Consider the following 24,873-nt stretch of genomic DNA (forward strand, 5'->3'; position numbering starts at 1 on the left):
CGAGGATGAGATCCACGATCTCACCCGGCGCGGCACGTGCCCACGAGCGAGGGAAGCTGACTAGTCGATGAGCAACGCCAAGGGCAGGCTGGACCTGGACGTCGTCGGGCACACCGCGTGGATCACGATCGACAACCCGGACCGGCGCAACGCGATGACCGAGAGCATGTGGCGGCAGCTCCCGAAGCTGCTGTGCGCGGCCGCCGTCGATCCCGCGGCACGCGTCGTGGTGCTCACCGGTGCCGGCGGCACGTTCTGCGCAGGGGCGGACATCTCGGAGCTGCACGCGATCGAGGGCGCGGCGGAGAACCCGACGGTGGCCGCCGAGCGCGCCCTGGTCGACTTCCCGCTGCCCACCATCGCGCTGATCAACGGGTTGTGCATCGGCGGTGGCTGCCAGCTGGCCGCTGCCTGCGACATCCGGATCGCGGCGGATTCGGCGACGTTCGGCATCACGCCCGCCAAGCTCGGCATCGTCTACCCGCGGTCGAGCATCGCCCGGCTCACCGAGCTGGTCGGGCCGTCGGCTGCGAAGCTGCTGCTGTTCTCAGCCGACTTCTTCGACGCCGAGCACGCCCTGCGGATGCGCTTGGTGGACGAGGTCGTCGACGACCCGCAGGCCCGCGTCAGCGAGCTGGCCACGACCATCTCCTCCCGCTCGCAACTCACCGTCCGCGCTTCCAAGGAGCTGGTCGACCTGGCCCACCGCGGTTCACCGCTCGACGAGCGGGCTGAGCACTGGCAGCGGACCTCGGCCGAAACCGGGGAGAGCGCCGAAGGCATCGCCGCCTTCCTGGAACGCCGCGCACCGGACTTCCCGTACGGCAACCGCTGAGTCGTCCACATCGGACTAGGTTCTCCACGGCGGTACCTTGGTCGAGAACCGGGTACGTCGAGAGGAGTAGGCGGATGTTCGCTCCCGAGCCGACTCCTCGCGCCGCCGGATCGGCGAGAATTCGCCGCATGCGGGCATTGCGATCGTTGAGCGCGGACGTGGCACTCGCCGTCGTGATCACGCTGATCGGGCTGGTGGGCACCACGATGGCGAACCGGTGGTCGGGCACCGCGCTCCGGCCGCTGGACGCCGCAGGCCTCGGGCTGGTGGCCGCCGCGGGGTTGAGCCTGGTGCTCCGGCGCAGGCAGCCCGTCATCGCCGCCGGTGCGGTCGCGCTGTTCACCTCCACCTACCTGGTGCTGGGCTACACCTACGGCCCGATCCTGCTGTCGCTGATCGTGGCGGTCTACTCGCTGGCCCGGCACCGGCCGCCGTCGACGTCGGTGCCGGTCGCGCTGGGCGTGCTCGTGGTGCAGCTGGTGCACATCTTCACCACCCTGTCCGGGCCGTCGAGCCTGTTCGCGGTGATCCCCGGCTCGGCGTGGGTGGCCGTGCCGTTCGCCATCGGCAGCGTCGTCCGGCTGCAGCGCGAGTCGGCGGAGCGGGACCGGGCCGAGCAGCTACGCCAGCGCGTCGACGACGAGCGGTTGCGCATCGCGCAAGAGGTGCACGACGTCGTCGGGCACGGGCTGGCCGCCATCAAGATGCAGGCCGACGTCGCGCTGCACGTGCTGGCGAAGAAGCCCGAGCAGGCCGAGGTCGCGCTGGATGCGATCAGCCGCACCAGCAGCGACGCGCTGGACGAGCTGCGCGCGACGCTGGCGGTGGTTCGTCGCCCCAGCGGGCAGACACCGGGGTTGGGGCGGCTGGACGACCTGCTGCAACGCATGCGCGAGGCCGGCGTGTCGGTGGAGCTCCGCACCGTCGGCGAGGCGCGGAGCTTGCCGCCGGTGGTCGACCTGACCTGCTACCGGATCTTGCAGGAGTCCCTGACCAACGTGCTGCGCCACAGCAACGACAAGCGCGCCGAGGTGACCATCGAGCACTCCGAGGACGCCGTTGCGCTCACCGTCACCAACCCGCTGCCCGGCTCGTCCGCGGGCGGTGGTGGGCTCGGCCTGCCCGGCATGCGGCAGCGGGTCGCATCGCTGGGCGGTGAGTTCGAGGCCGGTCCCACCGCGGACGACCGGTTCACCGTCAGCGCCCGCCTGCCCCTCGAAGGAGCCCCGTGATCTCCGTGCTGATCGTCGACGACCAGGACCTGGTGCGCATCGGGCTGCGCACCCTCATCGACAGCGAGGACGACCTGACCTGCGTCGGGGAGGCCGCCGACGGGCTGGCCGCGGTGGCCGCCGCGCGCGAGCACCGGCCGGACGTGGTCCTGATGGACGTGCGGATGGCCGGTGTGGACGGGTTGGAGGCCACCCGGCGGATCTCGGCCGATCCCGACCTGGCCGGGACCAGGGTGATCGTGCTGACCACCTTCGAGATCGACGAGTACGTCTTCAGCGCGCTGCGCGGTGGCGCGAGCGGGTTCCTGCTCAAGGACACCAGGCCGGTCGACCTGCTCCGCGCCATCCGGCTGGTCGCCGGTGGTGACGCGCTGCTCGCGCCGTCCGCCACCCGCCAGCTGGTCCGCGAGTTCGTCTCGATGCAGCCGCGCGCCCGCCGCCCGCACCCCCAGCTGCACACCCTGACCGAGCGGGAGCGGGAGGTGCTCGGCCTGGTCGCCGAGGGGCTCAACAACGAGGAGATCGCCGAGCGCCTGGTGGTCAGCCCGGCCACCGCGCGCACCCACGTGAGCCGGGCGATGGTCAAGCTCGGCGCGCGCGACCGCGCCCAGCTCGTCGTGTTCGCCTACCAATCCGGTCTCGCCGACTGAGGCGTCCCCTCCGGACAGTCCACTGTGGATTCGCGTGGCCGATTCTCCGAAAATCGCTTCGCCGGAGCGGTCGATTGCGTCAGACTCGAGGTGTGTTCGTCACCATCAGCACCACGCACAGCCCCGCGACCGACCTGGGCTTCCTGCTGCACAAGCATCCCGGGAAAGCTCAGGCGTTCCCGGTCGCGGGCGGGAACGCGCACGTCTTCTACCCCGTCGCGGAACAGGACGAGTGCACTGCGGCGCTGCTGCTGGACGTCGACCCCGTCGGCTTGGTGCGCGGCAAGCACAACGATTCGTTCGCGCTCGGCCAGTACGTCAACGACCGGCCCTACGCCGCCGGGTCGCTGCTCGCGGTGGCGCTGGGCTCGGTGTTCCGGACGGCGCTGAACGGGCGCTGCGATGCGCGGCCGGAGCTGGCCGCCACACCGATCCCGCTGCGGATCCGGGTTCCCGCGGTCCCCTGCCGCGGCGGGGCCGGTCTCGCGACCCGGTTGTTCGAGCCGCTCGGCTGGCAGGTCGAGGCCACGCCGATACCGCTGGACCCGCAGGTGCCCGGCTGGGGCGACTCGCGGTACGTGGATCTCCAGCTGTCCGGGGACCTCCGCGTGTCCGACGCGCTCCGGCACCTGTACGTGCTGATCCCGGTGCTGGACGACGCGAAGCACTACTGGGTCCACGGCGATGAGGTGGACAAGCTGCTGCGCGCCGGGGACGGCTGGCTGGCCGAGCACCCGGAGCGGGAGCTGATCAGCCATCGCTACCTCGCCCACCGCAAGTCCTACGTGCGTTCCGCGCTGGCGCAGCTCGCCGAATCCGGCGACGCCGAAGGCGAACTGGACAACGCGCTGGCCGAACCGGTGGTCGCTGAAGCTCCCGATTCCGACGTGCCGCTGGCCGTGCAGCGCCACCGCAGCGTGCTCGCGGCGCTCAAGGCATGTGGTGCGCGGCGCGTGCTGGACCTCGGTTGTGGTAGCGGGGCGTTGCTGAGCGAGCTGCTGAAAGATCCGGCGTTCACCGAGATCGTCGGGGTCGACGTCTCGACGCGGGCCTTGGAACTGGCGGAACGCCGGTTCGAGCGGCTGCCGCAGCGCCAGCGCGAACGGCTCGTGCTGCGCCAGTCCGCGCTCACCTACGTCGATCCCGAGCTCGCCGGTTACGACGCCGCCGTGCTGGTGGAAGTCATCGAACACGTCGACCCGACCAGGCTGTCCGCGCTGGAGAACGCGGTGTTCGCCGCCGCCCGGCCGCGCGCGGTCGTGGTGACGACGCCCAACGCGGAGTACAACGTGCGATTCGAGAGCCTGCCCGCCGGGCAGTTCCGGCACCCCGACCACCGCTTCGAGTGGACTCGGGACCAGTTCCAGGAGTGGACCGGCGCAGTGGCCGAGCGGTACGGCTACACCGCCGAGCACCTGCCGGTCGGCCCGGTGGACCCGCAGGTCGGCGCGCCGACGCAGCTGGCAGTGCTCACCAGGGCGGAGGTGGCCCGATGAAGCTGTCCATTCCGGACATGTCCCTGGTGGTGCTGATCGGCGCTTCCGGCTCGGGCAAGTCGACTTTCGCGCGCACCCACTTCGCGCCGACCCAGGTGCTGTCCAGCGACTTCTTCCGCGGTCTGGTCGCCGACGACGAGAACGACCAGTCAGCCAGCGCGGACGCATTCGACGCGCTGCACTACGTCGCGGGCAAGCGGCTGGCCGCCGGGCGGATGACCGTGATCGACGCGACGAACGTGCAGCGCAGCGCGCGGTCCACATTGGTCGGACTGGCCAAGGAGCACAACGTGCTCCCGGTCGCGATCGTGCTCGACGTGCCGGGTTCGGTGTGCCAGGAGCGCAACGCCGAGCGGCCCGACCGCGACTTCGGTCCGCACGTGGTGCGCAAGCAGCGCGCCGACCTCCGCGGATCGCTGAAGTCCTTGCAGCGCGAAGGCTTTCGGCGAGTGCACGTGCTGCGCAGCGTCGAGGACGTCGAAGCGGCCAGCATCGAGGTGCAGCCGCTGCTCAACGACAAGCGCGCCGAGACCGGACCGTTCGACGTCATCGGCGACGTGCACGGCTGCCGGGCCGAACTGGAGGAACTGCTCGGCGATCTCGGGTACGCCATCGAGCGCGACGGCGAGCAGCGGGCGGTCGGGGCCGCCCACTCGGCCGGGCGGCGGGCGGTGTTCGTCGGCGACCTGGTCGACCGCGGCCCGGACACGCCCGGCGTGCTGCGGCTGGTCATGGGCATGGTCGCGGCCGGCACGGCGCTGGTCGTGTGCGGCAACCACGACGACAAGCTGGCTCGCGCGCTGCGCGGGCGCAACGTCGGCCTCGGCCACGGGCTCGCCGAGTCCCTCGCGCAGCTGTCGGCCGAGCCGGCGGACTTCCGCAAGCAGGTCGAGGAGTTCTGCGGCGGGCTGATCGCGCACTACGTGCTCGACGGCGGCAAGCTCGTGGTCGCGCACGCCGGACTGCCCGAGCGCTACCACGGCCGGGCGTCGGGAACCGTCCGCGGCTTCGCACTGTACGGCGAGACCACCGGGGAAACCGACGAGTACGGGCTACCGGTGCGCTACCCGTGGGCCGACGAGTACCGGGGCGGGGCGATGGTGCTCTACGGCCACACTCCGGTGCCGGAAGCGGAGTGGATCAACGGCACGATGTGCCTGGACACCGGCTGCGTGTTCGGCGGCAAGCTCACCGCGTTGCGCTATCCGGAGCGCGAAGTCGTGTCGGTCGCGGCTCAGCGCGTCTGGTACGAGCCGTCGCGCCCGCTCCTGCCGTCCGGGCAGCCACCTCCGGAGCCGGTGTCGCGACGCGAGCCGGGGGTGCTCAACCTCGACGACGTCGCCGGGCGGCGGAGCGTGGAAACCCGGCACCACGGGCGCATCTCGGTCCAGCCCGAGCGCGCGGCCGCCGCGCTGGAGGTGATGAGCCGGTTCGCCATCGACCCGCGGTGGCTGGTCTACCTGCCGCCGACGATGGCCCCGGTCGCCACCTCCGACCGGCCCGACGTGCTCGAACACCCGGAGGAAGCGTTCGCCGCCTACCGGGCGCTCGGTGTGCAGGACGTGCTCTGCGAGGAGAAGCACATGGGCTCCCGCGCGGTCGTCCTGGTCTGCCGGGACGATGCGACGGGCCGGTTCGGCATCGAGGGCTCCGGCGCGGTGCACACCCGGACCGGGCGCCCGTTCTTCGTCCCGGAGCAGGAGGCGGAGCTGCTCGCCGGGGTGCGCGCGGCGGCGACCTCGGCCGGGTTGTGGGACGAACTGGACACCGACTGGCTGCTGCTGGACGCCGAGCTGATGCCGTGGAGCGCCAAGGCAGGTGCGCTGATCACCGACCAGTACGCCTCGGTCGGGGCCGCGGCGGAGGCGGCGCTGCCACCCGCGCTGGAGTCGCTGACTGCTGCAGCCGAGCGGGGTGTCGACGTCGGCGAGCTGCTGGCGAAGACCCGTGCTCGGGCCGGCAACGCCAGCGCCTACCGGGACGCCTACCGCCGCTACTGCTGGCCCACCGAGGGGTTGCGCGGGGTCCGGCTGGCGCCGTTCCAGCTCCTGGCCACCGACGGACGCACTTACCACGACCGCGAGCACGGCTGGCACCTGGAGCTGGCGGACCGGTTGGTGCGGGCGGATTCGGAGCTGTTCGCCACGACCCGTCGGCTCGCGGTGGACACCACCGACCCGACCTCCACCGCCGCCGGGATCGCCTGGTGGGAGGAGCTGACCGGAGCTGGCGGTGAAGGCGTGGTCGTCAAACCGGCGGCCAACCTCACCAGGGGCAAGCGCAGTCTCGTGCAGCCGGGGCTGAAGGTGCGCGGACGCGAGTACCTGCGGATCATCTACGGCCCCGACTACACCGAACCGGCCAACCTCGACCGGCTGCGGCAGCGGGGCCTGGGCCGCAAGCGCGGCCTGGCGGCCCGCGAGTACGCCTTGGGGTTGGAGGCGCTGGAGCGGTTGGCGCGAGGTGAACCGCTGTGGCGGGTCCACGAGTGCGTCTTCGCCGTGCTGGCCCTGGAATCCGAGCCGGTGGACCCGCGGCTGTAGGGGAACCTGTCTGAAGCACTCGTTTTGCGGGGCGGTGCGGGTGGCGGAACCTCAGCGCCCGCCTGGACTGCGGGTGCCCGACTATGCCAATACACGGCAGTCGGGCCGTCCTCGCCAGGCGAACGCTGAGAACCCGCGGCGGTGCAAGCGCCGAGGGTGGGCTATTCGCCTGGCGGCGAATCCCAGCAAAAGATCGAAAACACGTCAGCGCTACTTCAGGTCGCGCAGGAGGCGTTTGAGGATCTTGCCTGAGGGGTTGCGCGGTAGTTCGGCGCGGAACTCGACCTGCCGGGGCCGTTTGTAGTTCGCCAAGCGGTCCCGGCAGTGCGTCATCACGTCCTCGGTGGACAGATCCGCGCTGCCGACGACGAACGCCTTGCCGACCTCGCCGAGGCGTTCGTCGGGCACTCCCACCACGGCCACGTCCACGACTCCGTCCAGCCTTGACAGCACCTGCTCGATCTCGGCCGGGTAGACGTTGAAACCACCGCAGATGTACATGTCCTTGAGCCGGTCGGTGATCGTCAGGTACCCGCGCTCGTCGAGGGTGCCGATGTCGCCGGTGCGCAGCCAGCCACCTCGGTCGAAGGCCTGCTCGGTCGCGGCTTCGTCGTCGAGGTAGCCCAGCATGACGTTGGGCCCGCGCACCTGGACCTCCCCCGCCTCACCCGCGGGCTGTACAGCACCGTCCTTGCCCGCGATCCGGACTTCGAGCTCGGACGTGGCGCGCCCGCAGGTGCTGGCCACCGTCTCGTCGTCGTCATCGGGCCGGCACATCGTCACCACGACGGCTTCGGTCAGCCCGTAGGCGGTGAGCACGGCGTCGAAGGTCAGCTCCCGCTGCATCCGCTCGACCAGCACGACCGGGACGGTTGCCGCGCCGGTCACCGCCAGGCGCAGGCTGGACAGGTCGTGGCGATCCCGGTCGGGGTGGTCGAGCATCGACTGGTAGATGGTCGGCGGGCCGGGCAGCACCGTGATCCGGTCGGCTTCGACACGGCGGAGCACTTCGGCGACGTCGAAGGTCAGTTGCGGCAGCACGGCGACACCGCGCAGCAGGCAAGGCAGGAGCCCCGCCTTGTAGCCGAAGCTGTGGAAGAACGGGTTGATCACCAGGTAGCGGTCTTCGCCGGTCAGCTCGCTGTTGGCCGCCCAGGACCGGGCGACGCCGAGCGCCTGGCGGTGGGCGCTCATCGCACCCTTGCTCCGGCCCGTCGTGCCCGAGGTGAACAGGATGTCGCTGACGTCGTCGGGCGTGACCGCCGCCGCCACCTCGTCGGCCTGCGATTCCGGGACCGCTGCTGCCAGCGCGTCCAGGTCGTCCCAGCGGCGGGTGCCCTCGACCGGCTCCAACTCGCCCTCGACCGGGACGCGGATGATGGTGCGCAGCTGGTCGAGCGCTGCGCTGTCGACGTCGCGGATCTGGGCCAGCCGGTCGACGCCCAGGAACTCCCCGGCGATCACCAGTGCTCGAGCGCGCGAACGCCGGATCACGTCGAGGCTCTCGGAGCCGGTGAACCGCGTGTTGATCGGCACCAGCGTCGCCCCCGCGTACAGCGCGCCGAGCGCGGCCAGCACCCAGTGGTGGGTGTTCGGCGAGCACAGCGCGACCCGATCGCCGGGCCGGATGCCTTCGGCGATCAGGGCGCGCGCCACGGTCCGCACCCGGTCCAGCAGCTGCGCGAAGTTCAGCCGAACCGGGCCGTCCAGCAGCGAATCCGAATCCGGAAAGCGTTGCGCGGCAAGGGCGACTGCGGCGGGGACGGTGAGCGGCTCGCTCCCGGACACGGAACCACCTCCAAGCAAGTGCTTGGTAAGCTAACTCCCCGAGCGCTTGCTTGGCCAGCCGCGTGGGCCGATTGCCCGAATCGGCCTACTGGCCGATCGGCACGAAGTCGGACCAGGGCGTCTCGCCGAGCTTGGCCTTGCCGTCCCAGAGCTCGACCTTGAAGTGCACCCGGCCGCTCTCCTTCATGTCGAAGTTGCAGTCGACCGGATCACCCATGGAGTTGAGGTCCTTGCACACCGCCACCCGGCCGTAGTCGGTCTCGGCGACCGTCTGGATCCACATGCCGTCCTTGCTGGTGTCGTGCGCGAACAGGTGGTCACCGATCGCCTCGAAGCAACCGGAGCCGCGCTCCTCCCCCTCGTAGGTGAGCGTCTGGCACCACTTGGTCTGCACCGGTGTCGCCGGTGCGGTCTCCGAGTCCGCACCCGCCTCGGTCGCCTCCGCGGGCTCCTCGCCCGCACTGGTCGGCGCGACCGAATCGAGCGGCTCGTCCGCCGTCGGCGGTGTCTCCGCCGGGATCGCCTGGCCCGATTCGGTCCGCATCGCGCTGGCGACGGCGATCGACCCGGCGAGCACCGCGAGCACACCGACGCCTGCGGCCACGTACGGCCAGCGCGCACGGCGGCGCGGCGGCGCTGCGGTCACCGGCGCGTACTCGCTCGGAACGGCGGTGACGCTGGTCAACGCCTGGCTGGCAGCCCTGGCCAGCTGACCAGCGCTGTCGTAGCGGTCGGCCGGGTTCTTCGCCATGCCGCGGGCGACGATGTGGTCGAACTCCCGCGGCAGGTCGCCGCGGGCGGCCGAGGGCAGCGGCGGCTGGTGGTTGAGGTGCGCGTTGATCAGCGAAGCCGCCGTATCGCCTGCGAAGGGCTTCGCCCCGGTCAGGCACTGGTAGAGCACGCAGGCCAGCGAGTACACGTCGGCCCGGTGGTCCACCGGACCGTCCTCGAAGCGCTCCGGCGCCATGTAGGCCAGGGTGCCGACGGCGTAGCCGGTGGAGGTCAGGTTCCCCGAGGCCCGCAGCGACGCGGCGATGCCGAAGTCGACCAGGTAGGCGAAGCCGTTCTCGGCGACCAGGATGTTGGACGGCTTGACGTCGCGGTGCACCAGGCCTTCGGCGTGCGCGGCGTCCAGCGCCTGCGCGACCTGCTCCAGGATGGCCACCGCGTCCGCCGGGCGCATCGGGCCGTTCGCTCCCAGCAGCGAACCGACGTCGCCGCCCTCGACCAGCCGCATGTCCAGGTAGAGCCGGCCGTCGATCTCGCCGTAGGCGTGGATCGGGATGACGTGCGGCTCCCGCAACCGGCCGGCCGCGTGCGCCTCCCGCTTGAACCGGTCGCGGAACTCGTCGTCCGCGGCCAGGTTCGCGGCGAGCAGCTTGAGGGCGACCACGCGGTCGTGGCGGGTGTCGTAGGCGCGCATGATCTCACCCATGCCGCCTCTCGCGATCAATCCCTCCACGCGGTACGGGCCGAACTGCCACTTCACGGTGCGCAACTCCTCAAACCGACTTCCCGTCATCCTATTGGGTGACGCGCAGCAAAGCACACGACCCGACCCGACCCGTCTACCAGCGATTGTCCCGACATGCGAGCACCGACGGTCAACATTGCGCTACGAATGCGACCCACCTGCTGCGTCCGCGGCACCCGGCCTGCTAGAAGAAGTGGATCATGATCTGACGCCCCCGGCAGCGGAAAGGACCGGTCCCCGATGTCGACCGACCCGACGGACGAACGCAAGATCGAGCGCGGCGAGGAGCTGGGCGGCTGCCCGGTGAGCCGCGGCAGCGACGGGGTCTGGCTGGTCCGGGGCCACGCCGCCGCGCGCGCCGCGTTGCGCAGCACCGACACCGTCCAGGCCGGGCTCGGCGTGGAGACCGTCGAGAAGATGCCGGCCAAGATCCGGCGCCCGGTGCTCTACCGGGACGGCCCCGAGCACCGCGAGCACCGCCGGCAGACCGCCAAGTACTTCACGCCGCGGCGGGTGGACGAGGCCTACCGGGGCCTCATGGAGCGGGTCGCCGACGAGCAGCTGGCCAAGCTCCGCCACGAAGGCCACGCGCGGCTGTCGGAGCTGAGCTTCAACCTCGCCATCGACGTGGCGTGCGCGGTGATCGGGCTGACCGAGAGCCGCCCCGGCCTGGCGCAGCGGTTGGAGCGGTTCTTCCCCGAGGAGTTCGGCGAACCGGGTTTCACCAGCCTCAACGGCCTGTACTGGGTGTGGCGGCAGGCCAGGAACTGGTCGGGCATCTTCTTCAACGACGTGCGCCCGGCCGTGCGGGCCCGACGCGCGCAGCGCCGCGACGACCTGATCTCGCACCTGCTCGACGAGGGCTGCTCGTCTGCCGAGATCCTCGGCGAGTGCATCACCTTCGCCGCGGCGGGCATGGTCACCACCAGGGAATTCGTCAACCTGGCGGCCTGGCACCTGTTCACCAACGACGCGCTCCGCGACCGCTACCGCGCTGCCGAGGAGACCGAGCGGATCGCGATCCTGCACGAGCTGCTGCGCCTGGAACCGGTGGTCGGACACCTCAAGCGCCGCACCACCGCACCCGTCGAGCTGCCCGCCGAAGACGGCGAGACCGTCACCGTCCCGGCCGGGGACGTGATCGACGTCCAGGTCAGCGCGACCAACACCGATCAGCGCGCGGTCGGCGACGAGCCCCTCGCGGTGTGCCCGGCCCGCCCGCTCACCGACGCCGCACCCCCGGGGATGTCCTTCGGCGACGGCGCGCACAAGTGCCCGGGCGCGAACGTCGCGATCCTGGAGTCCGACATCTTCCTCACCAAGCTCTTCGCCCTGCCGGGAGTCGCGCTGCGCACACCACCGCGCGTCTCCTTCAACGACGCGATCGGCGGCTACGAACTCCGCGACATGGTCGTCGAGCTCCAGTGATCACCGCGACGAAGGGGCGCCTTCCACCCGGTTTCGCGGGCGGAAGGCGCCCTTTCTCGGAGGCTTGGCGCTGACCTGGGAAACGCTGGTCACGGGAGGTGTGGCCAGCGGTTTGGTCGAGCACAGCACAGACACTCGCTGTTGATCTGCTGTTGGTACGTGGCGTGACGGTTTCGAGCCCACGTTTGCCCCACGCCGTTGATCAAGGTTCCCCACGCGGTAGGGCGCGCAGCGTACCCGCGTCAAGCCAGCATCATTGCCGCCTGCTCGGCGCGGCCCCTGGCCATGCCTTGCGGGGACTTCTGGCCCTACATGGTGGGTCGTCTGTGCCGAGTAGCGTTGGTATGCAGGGTTTCTAGGCGTACCCACCGTTCATGGCGGAACGAAGTATCGGGGGGACACGATGGCTGTGTCAGATGCGCTTGCAACCATGTCAGCCAAGGCCAAGGAGGTTGAGGACAAGGTTCATGCTGCGACAGAGGTCCAACGCGCGAAATTGGAAGAAGATGCCGCCCAGGCCCGAACCGCAGCCCAGGAACGCAGTCAAGAAATCCGCGAGCGGATCGAGAAGACCAAGTCCGACGCCGCTGCCAGGTGGCGAGATCTCCAAGAATCGTGGGACAGGCACGTTCAGCAGATCCAGGCCAGTGTCGAGAAAAAGCGCCACGAGCTGGATGTGAAGCAGGCCTCGAAGCACGCCGAGGTGGCAGAGGCTGATGCCGAGTTCGCGGTTGCCCACGCCATGGCCGCAATCGAGGAGGCGGAGTACGCGGCGCTCGAAGCGCTTCTCGCTCGCAACGCTGCAAACGAGCTCCGAACGAGCCGTTGATACGGAACTTGCCGCGCCTGATATATCCGGCGGAGCCACTGGCGAACTCCTACAAGCGAATCCTCTGCTGTGGCCCTCGGACCGCTGCCGACCAGCCGCAGAGTCTGGGTCGCCGTCGTAGAGCCTCACCAGCTCCCGCACAGCCTTGCGCGCGGCGGCAAGCGCCGCGTCTTCGCCCGGGTGCGATCCGGCCCGTTCCTCGCGACGGGTGATCGGGTGCCGGAACCGGGCGGAGCAGTTCCCGCTCGGAAGCTGCTCGGCCCATACCTTGGTCATGTCGCTGAACCCTTCGTTCATGGTTCAGCGACATGCACGACCGAGAGGAAAGCCAGCTCGCGTGGGGCGGCCGTGTCAAGCACGGAAACGATCTTGTGGGCCGCTTCGTGGGGAACCTATGGTGCACCAACCAACATCCGTGCAGGTCACGACCAACCCCAGCGCGATACGCCGAAAGGCGCCCTTCGGTTCGTTCAGGTGGCGGGCAGGATCCGGCCGGTGACCTCGCCGAAACCGATGCGGGTGCCGCCGGCCCCGGGAGCGGTGGCGGTGATCGCGACTTCGTCGCCGTCCTCGAGGAACGTGCGCTCCTCACCGCCGATGCTCAGCGGTTCCTTGCCACCCCAGGTGAGTTCGATGAACGCACCCCGCTGGTCCTTCTCCGGGCCGGAGATGGTGCCCGAGGCGTAGAGGTCGCCGGTGCGGCTGGTGGCTCCGTTGACCGTCATGTGGGCCAGCATCTGGGCCGGCGACCAGTACATCTCGCGGTAGGGCGGGCGGGAGACCTCGTGGCCGTTCCAGGACACCGCGAGTTCGACGTCCAGGCCCCACGGTTCGGATTCCTTGAGGTACTGCAGCGGTTCCGGGCTCTGCGGCGGGATTTCCACCCGCGCTTCCTCCAGCGCGAGCAGCGGGACCACCCACGGCGAGATCGAGGTGGCGAAGCTCTTGCCGAGGAACGGGCCCAGCGGCACGTACTCCCACGCCTGGATGTCCCTGGCCGACCAGTCGTTGACCAGCACCGCGCCGAACACCCGGGTGCCGAACTCGTCCACCGGCACCGAGGTGCCCAGGTCGCTGCCGGTGCCGACGATGAACCCGAGCTCCGCCTCGATGTCCAGGCGGCGGCACGGGCCGAACGTCGGGGTGTCCTCGCTCGGCGCCTTGCGCTGCCCGCTGGGGCGGACGATGTCCGTGCCCGACACCACGACCGTTCCACCACGCCCGTGGTAAGCGACCGGGAGGTGCTTCCAGTTCGGCATCAGCGGTTCGGAATCCGGGCGGAACAGACGCCCGAGGTTGGACGCGTGGTGCTCGGAGGCGTAGAAGTCGACGTAGTCGGCGACCTCGATCGGTAGGTGCATGCGCACCTCGGCCACCGGGTGCACCACCTCGTCCGGCACCTCGCCCGAGACCAGCTCGGTGATCTGCTGGCGGACCTGCACCCAGCGGTCGTGGCCCTGGGCCATGAACGCGTTCAGCGCCGGCTGCGCGAAGACCTCGTCGCCCAGCGCCGCCGCCAGGTCGACGACGGAATCGCCGACGCGGACGCCGACGCGCGGTTCGGTCCCGGGCGTGGAGAAGACGCCGTAGGGCAGGTTGGTGAGCCCGAACAGCGAGCCGTCCGGAATGTCGATCACGAGTGGGTTCCTCCTCCGCTGAGCACCTCGGCCGGGACCAGGCCGAGGTCGACCAGTTCTGCCAGGGGTTCGCCGATGCTGCAGGTGCCGAACGACAGGAAGCGGTCGCGTGCCGCCACGACCCGCACCCGGTCCAGCTCCGCCACCCGCTTGGCGATCTTCTGCGCGTCCCGCTCGGCGAGCACGCCGGCGATCTCCGCCTCGTCGGCGAAGTCCACCGCCGCGTCCGTGGCCAGCAGCAGGTTCAGGTAGCCGTGCTGCTCGAAACCCGTTGCCGGGTCGGTGTTGCGGATCGCGTGGTGCAACCCCGCGGTGGCCTTGAACGGCACTCCGGCTTCGACCACCGCGCGGATCGCGACGGCCAGCTCGGCGTCGTCGGGGTACAGCTCGGCTTTGACGCCGCCGGTGCGGAACTTCGCCCGGTACCGGGTCGAAGCGCAGGTCGCGATGACTTCCGGGCGGCGCTCGTCGCGCGGCACCTCCACGAACACCGCCACGTCCTCGTCGACACCCACCGCGTCGAGGGCCGCGAAGAACTCCTCCGGTTCCCGCCCGGCCGGAACCGCGACCTCCAGCGCACGCAGGCGGACCGGCAGGGATTCCACCGCCGCGAGCACGGCCGGCAGCTGCGCCGGGCCTTCCGGGGCGGTGACGGAGAGTTCGAGCTGCTGGTCGGGACCGATCAGCCCGGGGAGCTCGTCGAGCGCTGGCGCGGCGAGCACGAGCGGACCGACCAGCGCCGCGTACGGCGACCGGGTGTGCCGCAGGTGCGCGGCGACGGCGTCGGGCAGCGGCGCGAGACCGGGCGGGAAGACCGCCGCGTCGTCGCACAGCCCCTTGGCGAAGTCCGGGATGCTCACTGCTCCGGCCCCCGACCCGCCCAGGTCCAGGCGTAACCGGGGTCTTCAGCGGCCCGGCCGCCCTCGCCGAGCTCCAGCGGGCGGAAGGTGTCGACCATGACCGCCAGCTCGTCGAAGTACTCCACGCCGATGCTGGCCTCGGTGGCACCCGGCTGCGGTCCGTGCGAGTGCCCTCCGGGGTGCAGCGAGATCGAGCCCTGGCCGATGCCGGAACCCTTGCGCGCCTCGTAGTTCCCGCCGCAGTAGAACATCACCTCGTCGGAGTCCACGTTGGAGTGGTAGTAGGGCACCGGGATGGACAGCGGGTGGTAGTCCACCTTGCGCGGCACGAAGTTGCACACCACGAAGTTGTTGCCCTCGAACACCTGGTGCACCGGCGGCGGCTGGTGCACGCGGCCGGTGATCGGCTCGAAGTCGGCGACGTTGAAGGTGTGCGGGTACAGGCAGCCGTCCCAGCCGACCACGTCGAAGGGGTGCTCCGGGTAGACGAACCGGGTGCCCACGATGCCCCGGCTGCCGCGGTGCTTGACCAGCACCTCCACGTCGGTGCCCTCGGACAGCAGCGGTTCGGCCGGACCGTGCAGGTCCCGCTCGCAGTACGGCGAGTGCTCCAGCAGCTGGCCGAACTTCGACAGGTAGCGGCGCGGCGGGGTGATGTGCGAGTTCGCCTCGATGCAGTACGCGCGCACCGGCTCGTCGCCCTTCGGCACCCAGCGGTGGGTGGTCGCGCGCGGCAGGAGCACGTAGTCGCCCTGCCGGAACGGCAGCGCGCCGAACACCGTTTCGACCACGCCTGCACCGGATTCGACGTAGACGCACTCGTCGCCGATCCCGTTGCGGTACAGCGGGGAGGTCTCGCCGGCGACGACGTAGGAGATCCGGACGTCGGCGTTGCCCAGGACCAGCCGCCGGCCGGTGACCACGTCGTGGCGCTTCCACTCCTGGCCGCCGAACAGCTCGTGCAGCTTCAGGTGCCGCGGGCGCAGCGGGTGGTTCGGCTCGGTCTCCAGGTCCGGCAGCTCCCAGACGGTGGAGTCCACCAGCGCCGAGGGCAGGTTGCGGTGGTACAGCAGCGAGGAGTCGCTGGAGAAGCCCTCCTCCCCCATCAGCTCCTCGTAGTACAGACCGCCGTCGGACCTGCGGTGCTGGGTGTGCCGTTTCGGCGGAACATCGCCGACCTGCCGGTAGTACGCCATCGACCTCGCCTCCTCGCAGCGGCCCAGGGCTCCAACGCCCCGAACGCAGTTGGTCAATGTATTAACTATCTCGACGCCCCGCAACAGCCCCCTGACCCACGAGCCACGCAAGTTCAATGGAATCGGACGTCTGATTTCCATTGAATTTGCGGACCGCCGGACCGGACGGCTCAGTTGCGGCCGCGGATGTCGAACTGGTCGCGGTTGGTGATCAGCTTGTCCAGCAGCATGACCAGGATGCGCTGCTCGGCCTCGGTGAGCACGCCGGTCCACTCGTGCTCGCGCTCGTTCTGGGCCTGGAACACCTCGAGCATCTCGTGCTGGCCGCGCTCGGTCAGCGACAGCAGCACCGAACGGCCGTCGTGCTCGCCCGGCGTGCGCTCCAGCATCCCGTCGCCCACCAAGGTCTTGGTCAGGTTCGAGACCGCGGCGCGGCTCATGCCGGTCAGCTCGGCGGCCTTCTTCGCCTCCAGCGGTCCCGCCAGCCAGGTGACGAACAGCAGCCGGAAGCCCGACCAGGAGCGGCCGCGCGGGCGGTGCACGGCCGCTTCCAGGTCGTAGGTGACGATGTTGGACGCCCGGTTGAGCGCCAGCAGCACCTCGGTGGCCAGCTGGTGCTGGAAGCCGTATTCCTCGGACAACCGGTGGTTGGCCAGTTCGACGAAGGACCAGAAGTCCAGTTCGTCCGCCGCCATCGCGCCTCCCGGGCAGAAGATAGTCAATGCATTGACTATCTCAGGTGGGGGCGCTCGCCACCAACCGGCCCAGCTCTCCCTTCTCGACCCCGCGCCTCGAGACGTCCGTCCCGGACATCGGCGGGGCGCGCCCGATGGGCGCCGGCGTTCACAGCAGCACTGCGCGGATCTCCAGCCAGGCCGCTTTGAGCAACAGGCGGGTCGTGCTCGGTTGCCGCCACGATGTTCGCATCGACCGCTGCAGGTGTTGGCGCACGTGAAACCTTCCGTTTGCTGGGCCGAACGCGTTCGGCCCGTTCCCCGACGCCTGGCAAGACGCCGTTGTCCCGCCAGGCCGCACCCGGCCGGGAACGCGTCCCGTCCGATCGGTGCGACCGCCACCTTGCCCGCTCCCGGCCGGTCGGGCAAGGAAGTTTTCCCGATGCTCACCAGCCGGGTGCGGTCTTGCCTCCCCGCGTACCACCGGGGCATGCTCGGCTGCACCAGTCACCCGGGCCACGCACGACGACGCACCCGCCGAGGCAGAGGAGTGCGACCGGATGGACCACGACCGCCCGCAGCACGACGTCGTCATCATCGGAGCCGGGTTCGCCGCCATGTACATGCTCAAAGTGCGGTCGCGGCCGACGGCTATCGGGGTTTCGTGCTGTCCACCGGGTGATGCGGGGACGCGGTCGCCCGCGCCCCCGCTCGATCACCGGTGCTCGACGAGCTCAGCTCGGCGCAGCAGGACCACCACGCAGCCGATCGCGATCGCTGCGGCGCAGCTCAGCAGCACGCTCGCGACGTGCAGACCGGAGGTGAACGCCGCTCCGGTGAGCTGTCCGCCGCCGACCGCGGCCAGCACCGCCCCGACCGCGGCGAGCGCGATCGTCTCGGTGACCAGCCGGGCCGTGTTGAAGGTGCCCGACGCCGCACCTGCCTGCTCGGTCGGCACGCTGCCGATCGCCAGCCCGTCGAGGATCCCGTTGGACAGCCCGACACCGGCGCCGATCAGCACCAACGGCACCAGCAGGTGCAACGGGGTGCTGTCCGGTCCGACGGTCACCAGCGCCAGCGCGCCGATTCCGCTCAGCGCGACGGTGCCGAGGACCACCGACATCGGGCGCAGCCACCGGGACACCACCGCTCCTGCGGTCGGCAGGAACACCGTCGGCAACGTCAGCATCAGCAACCAGATCCCGGCCTGCCCGGCCGACAACCCGACCACCGAGATCAGGTAGCTCGGCAGGTACACCAGCAGCGGGACCAGCACGCCCATGTGCGCCCCGGCGGCCACGGCCAGCGCCAGGAACCGCCGGTTGACCAGCAGATCGAGCTGGAACAGCGGATCCGGTCGACGCCGTTCGACGGCGACGAACGCGACCCCGAGCCCGAGCGCGGCGACGAACCCGCCGACCACGAGCGGGTTTCCGAAGCCCAGCGCAGGTCCTTCGTCGAGCGCGAAGATCAGCAGGAACAGCGCCGAGGTGAACAGCGCCGCACCCGGCCAGTCGATGCCGCGCCCCGGCTCTCCGGGCAACGCCGGAAGTGCGGGCACCAGCAGCAGGACCAGCCCGGCGATCAGCGCCGGCACCGCGAAGACAGCTCGCCAGCCCAGGGTCTCGACCAGCACACCGCCGACGGTGGGCCCGAAGGCCAGCCCGACACCGAGCACCGTCCCCAGCAGTCCGAACGCCCGACTCCTCGCCGCCCCCTGGAAGGTCGCGGCGAGCAGCGACGAACCACCCGTCGTCGCAGCAGCGGCGCCGACACCGCCCACTGCGCGGACGAGGTTGAGCACCAGCACGTCATCGGCCAGCGCACTCATCGCACTGCTCGCGCAGAACAGGGCCAGGCCCGCGGCGTAGATCCGCCTGCGGCCGAGCACGTCGGCCAATGAACCGGTGAACACCAGGAAACTGGCGAAACAGGCGTTGTAGCCGTTGACCACCCATTGCGTCGCGGCGAGCCCGGCATCCAGGTCCTCGCGGATGCCGGACAGCGCCAAGGACGCGCCGGTGATCGTCAGCGGAAAGGTCAGCGACGACAGCAGAACCGCCGTCAGCACCAGCACGCACCTCTTCGGCACGCTCATACCACTCCTCGTCTTGGAAAGCAGGGAAGCGTGAGCACGTCGAACGCACCGAGGTCAGGCAGCACGAGATGCCGCGCGGGGCGCGGTGGGAACCAGGGGTGCAGGGCTCGACCGAACGGGAGCCGACGTGGTCACGACAGCCGAAAACGGCCCTCCGCCCGGCGAAACCGCCTCATCGGAGGGCGAGCCCACACCTAGGAGCTCTTGACCACGGTCCGAGTGTAGGGCACGCCGGGGCGCCTGTTGGCAGCCGGCTCGGCAGCTGCCTAGTGTTGGCCGGTGGGAGGTGCGCATGACCGACCAGTCGACACCGCAGGTGTTCACCCGGGTGCTGCCGCTGCTGAAGTCCGCTCCGGAGGAGCCGGTTTTCGAATCCGGCTACCTGGATCTGCTCGGTGGTCATCCCGAGGAGCCGTCCGGGCCGATCCAGTCGTTCTGGGAGTCCGGGCTCGGCTCCGGCTTCTACGACCACGTGCAGTCGTTCGCCCGCCGGGTGTCCCCGGCCTTCTACCGGCTGCCTGCTCGAACCCACCCACCGCTCGGCGGCCGGGTGCTCGACATCGGTTGCGGTCCGGGCAACGTCACGGCCGCGCTGGGTCGCCAGGTCGGCTCGACCGGGCTCGCCATCGGACTGGACGTCTCGCGCCCCATGCTGACGCGGGCGGCCCGCACCGAAACGTCCGACAACGTCGGGTTCATCCGCGCCGACGCGCGCGACCTGCCGTTCCCGGACGGCACGTTCGACCTGGTCACCAGCCTGGCGGCACTGCAGCTGATCCCGTCGCCCGATGACGTCCTGGCCGCGGCGTGCCGCGTCCTCGCACCTGGCGGCTGGCTGGCGGTCATGGTCCCGACACCGCGCGGCGGCCTCATGCACCAGGCCGTGCGGCTCGTCGGCGACCGCGCCGGGCTGACCTTCTTCGGGCCGGACGAGGTCGCCGAGCAGCTGTACGCCTCCGGGATGCGCACCGTGCACACCCACCGGGCCGGCCCGGTGCTCTGGATCAGCGCCCAGCGCTCGTCCTAGGGCTGGCGGAGGTTGGGGCGGGCTTTGGCCAAGTAGTCGTCGATGGCCGAGAGGTTGTCGGCCATCGTCTCCATCCGCTCCTTGATCTTCGCCCGCTCCTCCTCGAGGTTGGCCAGCATCTCGGGGGCGACGATCCGCATGTGGATGGCACCGGGTTTCTCCAGGCACGGCAGGATGTCCCGGATGATCCGGGTGGGGATCCCGGAGTCCAGCAGGCCGCGGATCTTGTGCACCCGATCCACCGAGCCGTCCCCGTAGGCGCGGTGCCCGAGCTCGTCGCGCGCCGGGCGGATCAGGTCCTGCTCCTCGTAGTAGCGCAGCAACCGCACGGACACGCCGGTCCGCTCCGCGAGCTCACCGATCCGCACCTGAACCTCCCCGAAGCCGGATGCGTCCATTATCCAAAACCGCGCGAGTGCGCCAGATCACCCGGACCGCGCTTGCCCTCACACCGGTGTGAGGTCCGCAGTGTTGGGCGCATGACTGCTGACCTCGATGCGCCGAACACCGCGAAACTGCCGCTCGGCGCGCTGCTGGCGTTCGCTGCGGTTGTGCTCGTCGGCTGCCTGACCGAGACGCTGCCCGCTGGTGTGCTGCTTCCGATGAGCGCCGATCTGCGGGTTTCGGAGTCGCAGGCCGGGCAGCTGGTCGCGGTCTACGCGATCAGCACCGCCGCGACCTCGGTCCCGCTGACCGCGCTGACCCGGCGGCTGCCGCGCCGCGCCCTGCTGCTCGGGCTGATCATCGGCTTCGCCGTGGTCAACGCGGTCACCGCGCTCTCGCCCTGGTACCCGCTGACGCTGGTGGCCCGAGTGCTTGCCGGCGCGGTGTCGGGCGTGATGTGGGCGATGATCGCCGGTTACGCCATGCGGATCGTGCCCGCCGAGCACGCCGGGCGGGCGCTGGCGATCGCGATGGCGGGCACGCCGATCGGCTTCGCCATCGGAGTTCCGGCGGGCACGCTGCTCGGCGAGCTGTTCGGGTGGCGCTACGCCTTCGGCACGATGGCGGTGATCACCGCCGTGCTGATCGGCTGGGTCCTCTGGCAGGTCCCACGGCTGCCCGGGCAAGCCGCGCAGCAGCGCGCCAGCACCAAGGACGTCCTCGCCACGCCGGGATTCCGCACCGTCCTGATCACGACCTTTGCCCTGGCACTCGGGCACAACGTCCTCTACACCTACATCGGCCCGGTGCTCGCCGACGCCGGTCTGGTCGAGCTGCTCAGCACCGCGCTGCTGGTCTTCGGCGTCGCTTCGGTGCTGGGCCTGTGGATCGTCGGGTCGCTCGTCGACCGCCGGCTGCGGCAGCTCGTCCTCGCCTCGACTTCGCTGGTGGCCATCGCGGCCGCGCTGATCGGTGTCACCGACTGGTGGCCGGTGCTGCTCTTCGCCGTTGCCGTGTGGGGCGTGGCTTTCGGTGGCGCACCGACGATGTTCCCGGCAGCGGCGGCGAGAGTCGCGGGGCGCGATGCGGACTTGGCGCAGTCGTTGACCATCACCGTCTGGAACATCGCCATCGCGGCGGGCGCGTACCTGGGCGGTGCAGCTCTCGACCTCGCGGGCAACACGACACCGCTCCCCTGGCTCGCCGCGGCCCTCGCCGCGACCGCGTTCGGGATCGCGGCTCGGCGGCGCGCGTTCCGGGACAGTTGAGGCTCAGCCTCCGAGCGCGCCGTATTGCTCGATCAGCCGGTGCAGCACGGCGCGCGCGGCGGGGCCCTCGAGCGAAGCCGCCAGCAGCACGTCGAAGAGCCGGTGGAAGCGGGCCAGGTCGTCGGGGTCGGTCACGGTCATCTCCGTGTTCACCGTTTCCACCAGCGCCATGTCGTCGATTATGACGAAACCGTGCTGCGGCACCGCGGTCAGCTGCACGTCCATCGGCAGCACCGCCAGGCGCAGCGTCGACATCCCGGCCAGGGCCAGCAACCGGTCGAGCTGCCCCACCATCACCTGCGGCGGGGCGATCGGGTGCCGCAGACCTGCTTCCGAGCACACGATCTGCACTTCGGTCCGCGGCCGGTAGAGGACTTCCTGCCGGGCCATCCGCCGCTCCACCGACTCGGCGACGTCCAGCCGGTTCTGGTGCAGCACGGCCACCGCTTCGAACATGTACCGGGCGTACTCAGCGGTCTGCACCAGACCCGGCACCATCGCGATCTCGAACAACCGGATGCGCTCGGCGTCGTGCTCCAGCTGCTTGCCGTACTCCTGCCGGGCGCTGTTCCCGGTGCGCAGCTGGCGCTTCCAGCTCGCCGCTTCGAGGCGGATCTCGCGCAACTCCTGCCGCAGCTCGGACTCGACGGCTTCGCCCGCGCCGGTCAGCCGGCAGTAGACCACCACGTCGGAATCGGCGACGGACTGGTTCGCGGTTTCCATCCGCGAGACCTTCGACGGGGGCCATCCGGCCAGCTGCGCGAGCTGCTTGCCGGACAGCCCGGCTTCCACTCGCAATCGCCGCAACGCATCGCCGAACGCGAGGCGGCGGGTGTCGAAGTCGGTCACCGGCGCCTCCCCAGCAGATCGCGCCGGTAGGCCAGCAGCGGAACCGCGTGCTCACGCGCAGTTTCCCACCAGCTCCGGTACCGGTCCACCTCCCCCTGGCCGGCGATGATCTCGGTACCGGCGAACCGCTGGTCCTCGAAGTGCATCAGCGCGACCCGCGCCTCGTCGAAGAGCCAGAAGTCGTGGGTGGGCAGGCCCAGCGCCCGCGCCCGGGATTCGGGGAGCACCCGGACGTCCTCGCCCGCGGCGACGTTGGCCGGGCCCACGTCGAGCTGCCACAACTGGTATTCCGTTGGCGGCTCCTGGAAAACGCGCACCCGGGCGAACAACCGCCCCGCCCGGGTCGCCGCCGCCACCTGGTCCAGCCAGGGGCGCAACCAAGCCAGATCGTCGGGTTCACCGGCTCGCCAGCGCCGCCAGGGTTCGGCCTCGGCCGGCTGGCGGTAGGTGCCCTGGCACTCCCACCGCCACGCCCGATGCCGGAACGAGCGCAGCAGTTCCTCGAACTGCGCGCCCGGTAAGACCCAGGAACTCACGGTGCCGCCTTCGGCACGAAGACGTCGAGCAAAGCGGCCGGGACCTCCACCGCCGTCTCGTGGTCGGGCAGGCCGCGCTCGCGCAGCGCGGCCAGCGCTTCCGGATCGGTGACCTTGTAGCCCTGAACGACGTAGGTGCCCTGGTCGGTGCTGTACAGCGTGGGGCAGGTACCCGCGTGGGACGTCGTCCCCCAGAAGGTCAACTTCACCTGGTCCTCCTAGTTCGGAAGATTCATGCATCGTCCGTGCAATACGTGCATTCGGTCAAGGCTCGGGGTGCGGCGCAACTCGGACAGCCGATCCGGGTGACTTGCGCGTGTCGCGACCTGCTGGGCCGTTCGGTTGGTGATTGCGCGGATTGCTTGATGTGCGAGGGCGATCGTTCCCATACTGGCAGCACCCGGGGGGACAGGAGACTGAGAGGCGGGCGAGCACGTGAGCATCTGCTGGTTCCCGGTGGTCACGATCCCCCTCCCGCTCGCCTCTCACCTGCTGCCGGTCTCAACGCCTTCCCCGGGAGCGGCGACGTGATCGGGCTGCAGCAGACCGAGCGGCACTACTGGTTGCCCGCACCGGATCCGGAGACCGGCGCTTTCGAGCGGCACGCCTTCCAAGGTCGGCGCTGGGCGGGGCAACCGGTGGAAATCGCTGCGTGCGGCGCTGAAGTGGCGATGGCCGCGCCCGGCGAGATGGACTGGCGCACGGCACCGACGTGCATGCGGTGCAACGACTTCCTGAAGAACCGGCGGACCGCGCCCTGACGCCGATCGCGGACCTCCGGCCCGGTGTTGAACCCCGACTCGCACCGGGCCGGACCCTCGATGTTCCACAGTGGACGTCAGCGCCGGGCGTGGCGCTTCCGGGCGAGTGACAAACCACCGCGAGAGCCGGAAACTGGCTCTGCTGGCGCTCCTCGTCCAGCCCGCCGAAGGGAGGTTCGATGCGCCGCGGCCGGTTGCCGACCTTCGGCGTCGAAGAGGAATTCCTGCTGCTGAACCCGAGAACCGGCCGTCCTTCGACTCGCGCGCCGGAGGTCCTGCGCCAGTTCCCCGATCGCGCTTTCACCGCCGAGCTGGCCACTTTCCAGCTGGAGGCCAACACCCCGGTGTGCCGCAGCGCCGAACAGGCCCACCGCGAACTGGTCGCGGCACGGCGGGACCTCGCCGCCGCGGCCGACCAGCACGACTCGCTGCTGGTGTCGACCGGGTTCTCGCCGCTCGGCTTGCCCGATCCGGTGCCGCTGACCGACAAGGCCCGGTACCGCACCATCCGGGACCGGTTCGGCCTGCTGCTCGACTCGCACACCACCGCCGGGTGCCACGTGCACGTCGGGATGCCCGACCTGGCCACCGCCCTGGCGGTGTCCGACCACCTGCGCCCGCACCTGCCCGCGCTGCTGGCGCTGACCGCGAACTCCCCGTTCTGCGACGGCCGCGACACCGGGCACGCGAGCTGGCGGAGCGTGGTGTGGTCGAGGCTGCCGTCGGCCGGACCACCGCCGCTGCACCGGAACCCGGCCTCGTACCAGCGATCCGTGCAGCTGCTGCTGGACAGCGGTGCCGCGCTGGACCGCGCGATGGTCTACTGGTTCGTCCGACCGGCGGTACATCTGTCCACACTGGAGTTCCGCATCGCCGACGCGTCCGGCACCGCCGAGGAATCACTGCTGCTGGCACTGCTGATCCGCGCTCTGACGACGAGAGCGCTGCACGACGTCACCGAGGGACGGCCAGCACCCGAGCTCCCCGACCAGCAGCTGCGGCTCGCACTCTGGCGGGCGGCGCACGACGGCTTCGAGGGCCGCGGACTGGACATCGACGGCGAGCTGATCCCCGCCCACGTTCTGCTGGAGAAACTGCTCGCAGCTGCTCAGCCAGCGCTGGAAGCCAACGGCGATGCCCGATGCGTCGGCAACCTCCTCGACCGCTTGCTCCGCCACGGCAGCGGCGCGCACCGCCAGCGCCGAGCACACGTCCGCCGCAACGACATGGCGGACGTCATCGCACTGCTCGCCGACCAAACCCGGGCCGGTCTGCCGGATTAGCGACCAGCGGCGCGGAAGGGCCCCC

Annotated in this window: 22 protein-coding genes; 11 read left to right on the top strand and 11 right to left on the bottom strand. The window is 70.5% G+C overall.

What is annotated here, in order from left to right; all coding sequences use genetic code 11:
- Positions 1–67: 67 nt before the first annotated feature.
- The 5 genes from OU415_RS17395 to OU415_RS17415 all read left to right on the top strand — a co-directional run bounded on the left by OU415_RS17395 (position 68) and on the right by OU415_RS17415 (position 6,756).
- Positions 68–835, top strand: coding sequence for an enoyl-CoA hydratase/isomerase family protein (locus OU415_RS17395; RefSeq protein ID WP_270949884.1), 768 nt, complete (start codon positions 68–70; stop codon positions 833–835).
- Between the two features lie 128 nt (positions 836–963).
- The gene (locus OU415_RS17400) at positions 964–2,067 is read left to right on the top strand and encodes a sensor histidine kinase (protein ID WP_270949885.1); all 1,104 of its coding nucleotides are present in this window, start codon (positions 964–966) and stop codon (positions 2,065–2,067) included.
- Positions 2,064–2,717 (top strand): response regulator, encoded by a 654-nt coding sequence (locus OU415_RS17405; RefSeq protein WP_270949887.1) that lies wholly within the window; start codon positions 2,064–2,066, stop codon positions 2,715–2,717. The genes OU415_RS17400 and OU415_RS17405 overlap by 4 nt, the downstream gene beginning before the upstream one ends.
- Before the next feature lie 92 nt (positions 2,718–2,809).
- On the top strand, positions 2,810–4,213 hold the full coding sequence (locus tag OU415_RS17410; RefSeq protein WP_270949889.1) for a 3' terminal RNA ribose 2'-O-methyltransferase Hen1: 1,404 nt from the start codon (positions 2,810–2,812) through the stop codon (positions 4,211–4,213).
- On the top strand, positions 4,210–6,756 hold the full coding sequence (locus OU415_RS17415; protein ID WP_270949891.1) for a polynucleotide kinase-phosphatase: 2,547 nt from the start codon (positions 4,210–4,212) through the stop codon (positions 6,754–6,756). The genes OU415_RS17410 and OU415_RS17415 overlap by 4 nt, the downstream gene beginning before the upstream one ends.
- A 210-nt stretch (positions 6,757–6,966) precedes the next feature.
- On the opposite strand, the gene OU415_RS17420 is transcribed toward OU415_RS17415, so the two are convergent.
- Positions 6,967–8,544: a FadD3 family acyl-CoA ligase gene (locus OU415_RS17420; protein WP_270949892.1), complete on the bottom strand. Its 1,578-nt coding sequence runs from the start codon at positions 8,542–8,544 to the stop codon at positions 6,967–6,969.
- A gap of 85 nt (positions 8,545–8,629) precedes the next feature.
- On the bottom strand, positions 8,630–10,033 hold the full coding sequence (locus tag OU415_RS17425; protein ID WP_270949893.1) for a serine/threonine-protein kinase: 1,404 nt from the start codon (positions 10,031–10,033) through the stop codon (positions 8,630–8,632).
- A gap of 225 nt (positions 10,034–10,258) precedes the next feature.
- Here OU415_RS17425 and OU415_RS17430 point away from each other — a divergent pair, with 225 nt between their 5' ends.
- Together OU415_RS17430 and OU415_RS17435 are read left to right on the top strand one after the other, a co-directional pair.
- A complete protein-coding gene (locus OU415_RS17430; RefSeq protein WP_270949894.1) occupies positions 10,259–11,446 on the top strand; it encodes a cytochrome P450 in 1,188 nt (395 codons plus the stop codon).
- A gap of 430 nt (positions 11,447–11,876) precedes the next feature.
- Positions 11,877–12,275, top strand: coding sequence for a hypothetical protein (locus OU415_RS17435; RefSeq protein ID WP_270949895.1), 399 nt, complete (start codon positions 11,877–11,879; stop codon positions 12,273–12,275).
- 470 nt (positions 12,276–12,745) lie between these two features.
- Here OU415_RS17435 and fahA read toward each other — a convergent pair whose 3' ends face one another.
- The 5 genes from fahA to OU415_RS17460 all read right to left on the bottom strand — a co-directional run bounded on the left by fahA (position 12,746) and on the right by OU415_RS17460 (position 18,740).
- Entirely contained in the window at positions 12,746–13,912 is a 1,167-nt protein-coding gene (fahA, locus tag OU415_RS17440) for a fumarylacetoacetase (protein ID WP_270949896.1), read from the bottom strand.
- Positions 13,909–14,772: a hypothetical protein gene (locus OU415_RS17445; protein WP_270949897.1), complete on the bottom strand. Its 864-nt coding sequence runs from the start codon at positions 14,770–14,772 to the stop codon at positions 13,909–13,911. The genes fahA and OU415_RS17445 overlap by 4 nt, the downstream gene beginning before the upstream one ends.
- On the bottom strand, positions 14,769–15,968 hold the full coding sequence (locus tag OU415_RS17450; protein WP_270949898.1) for a homogentisate 1,2-dioxygenase: 1,200 nt from the start codon (positions 15,966–15,968) through the stop codon (positions 14,769–14,771). Before OU415_RS17450 ends, OU415_RS17445 begins: the two co-directional genes overlap by 4 nt.
- A 170-nt stretch (positions 15,969–16,138) precedes the next feature.
- Positions 16,139–16,663 (bottom strand): MarR family winged helix-turn-helix transcriptional regulator, encoded by a 525-nt coding sequence (locus tag OU415_RS17455; RefSeq protein WP_270949899.1) that lies wholly within the window; start codon positions 16,661–16,663, stop codon positions 16,139–16,141.
- A gap of 694 nt (positions 16,664–17,357) precedes the next feature.
- The gene (locus OU415_RS17460; protein WP_270949900.1) at positions 17,358–18,740 is read right to left on the bottom strand and encodes an MFS transporter; all 1,383 of its coding nucleotides are present in this window, start codon (positions 18,738–18,740) and stop codon (positions 17,358–17,360) included.
- 292 nt (positions 18,741–19,032) lie between these two features.
- Here OU415_RS17460 and OU415_RS17465 point away from each other — a divergent pair, with 292 nt between their 5' ends.
- The gene (locus OU415_RS17465) at positions 19,033–19,767 is read left to right on the top strand and encodes a class I SAM-dependent methyltransferase (RefSeq protein ID WP_270949901.1); all 735 of its coding nucleotides are present in this window, start codon (positions 19,033–19,035) and stop codon (positions 19,765–19,767) included.
- On the opposite strand, the gene OU415_RS17470 is transcribed toward OU415_RS17465, so the two are convergent.
- Complete coding sequence (locus OU415_RS17470) at positions 19,764–20,135, bottom strand: MerR family transcriptional regulator (RefSeq protein ID WP_270949902.1); 372 nt, start codon at positions 20,133–20,135, stop codon at positions 19,764–19,766. The two genes, OU415_RS17465 and OU415_RS17470, sit on opposite strands and share 4 nt — an antisense overlap.
- 111 nt (positions 20,136–20,246) lie before the next feature.
- Between OU415_RS17470 and OU415_RS17475 the strand changes: the two genes are divergently transcribed.
- Positions 20,247–21,419 (top strand): MFS transporter, encoded by a 1,173-nt coding sequence (locus tag OU415_RS17475; RefSeq protein WP_270949903.1) that lies wholly within the window; start codon positions 20,247–20,249, stop codon positions 21,417–21,419.
- Between the two features lie 3 nt (positions 21,420–21,422).
- On the opposite strand, the gene OU415_RS17480 is transcribed toward OU415_RS17475, so the two are convergent.
- The 3 genes from OU415_RS17480 to OU415_RS17490 are packed head-to-tail and all read right to left on the bottom strand — an operon-like array spanning position 21,423 to position 23,013.
- On the bottom strand, positions 21,423–22,268 hold the full coding sequence (locus tag OU415_RS17480) for a helix-turn-helix domain-containing protein (protein ID WP_270949904.1): 846 nt from the start codon (positions 22,266–22,268) through the stop codon (positions 21,423–21,425).
- Entirely contained in the window at positions 22,265–22,804 is a 540-nt protein-coding gene (locus OU415_RS17485) for a DUF6879 family protein (RefSeq protein WP_270949905.1), read from the bottom strand. The genes OU415_RS17480 and OU415_RS17485 overlap by 4 nt, the downstream gene beginning before the upstream one ends.
- A complete protein-coding gene (locus OU415_RS17490) occupies positions 22,801–23,013 on the bottom strand; it encodes a hypothetical protein (RefSeq protein ID WP_270949906.1) in 213 nt (70 codons plus the stop codon). Before OU415_RS17490 ends, OU415_RS17485 begins: the two co-directional genes overlap by 4 nt.
- Before the next feature lie 318 nt (positions 23,014–23,331).
- Between OU415_RS17490 and OU415_RS17495 the strand changes: the two genes are divergently transcribed.
- Positions 23,332–23,565, top strand: coding sequence for a hypothetical protein (locus OU415_RS17495; RefSeq protein WP_270949908.1), 234 nt, complete (start codon positions 23,332–23,334; stop codon positions 23,563–23,565).
- Between the two features lie 179 nt (positions 23,566–23,744).
- Positions 23,745–24,848 carry a carboxylate-amine ligase gene (locus tag OU415_RS17500; RefSeq protein ID WP_270949910.1) on the top strand — a complete coding sequence of 368 codons (1,104 nt, stop codon included), beginning with the start codon at positions 23,745–23,747 and terminating at the stop codon, positions 24,846–24,848.
- The last annotated feature ends 25 nt before the right edge of the window (positions 24,849–24,873 follow it).

The sequence above is a fragment of the Saccharopolyspora oryzae genome (genome assembly GCF_027853915.1).
Classification (GTDB): domain Bacteria; phylum Actinomycetota; class Actinomycetes; order Mycobacteriales; family Pseudonocardiaceae; genus Saccharopolyspora; species Saccharopolyspora oryzae.

Coding starts and splice junctions, on each gene's coding strand:
- OU415_RS17395 (WP_270949884.1), top strand. CDS start 68: ATGAGCAACGCCAAGGGCAGGCTGGACCTGGACGTCGTCGGGCACACC.
- OU415_RS17400 (WP_270949885.1), top strand. CDS start 964: ATGCGGGCATTGCGATCGTTGAGCGCGGACGTGGCACTCGCCGTCGTG.
- OU415_RS17415 (WP_270949891.1), top strand. CDS start 4,210: ATGAAGCTGTCCATTCCGGACATGTCCCTGGTGGTGCTGATCGGCGCT.
- OU415_RS17430 (WP_270949894.1), top strand. CDS start 10,259: ATGTCGACCGACCCGACGGACGAACGCAAGATCGAGCGCGGCGAGGAG.
- OU415_RS17435 (WP_270949895.1), top strand. CDS start 11,877: ATGTCAGCCAAGGCCAAGGAGGTTGAGGACAAGGTTCATGCTGCGACA.
- OU415_RS17450 (WP_270949898.1), bottom strand. CDS start 15,968: ATGGCGTACTACCGGCAGGTCGGCGATGTTCCGCCGAAACGGCACACC.
- OU415_RS17455 (WP_270949899.1), bottom strand. CDS start 16,663: ATGGCGGCGGACGAACTGGACTTCTGGTCCTTCGTCGAACTGGCCAAC.
- OU415_RS17460 (WP_270949900.1), bottom strand. CDS start 18,740: ATGAGCGTGCCGAAGAGGTGCGTGCTGGTGCTGACGGCGGTTCTGCTG.
- OU415_RS17465 (WP_270949901.1), top strand. CDS start 19,033: ATGACCGACCAGTCGACACCGCAGGTGTTCACCCGGGTGCTGCCGCTG.
- OU415_RS17475 (WP_270949903.1), top strand. CDS start 20,247: ATGACTGCTGACCTCGATGCGCCGAACACCGCGAAACTGCCGCTCGGC.
- OU415_RS17500 (WP_270949910.1), top strand. CDS start 23,745: ATGCGCCGCGGCCGGTTGCCGACCTTCGGCGTCGAAGAGGAATTCCTG.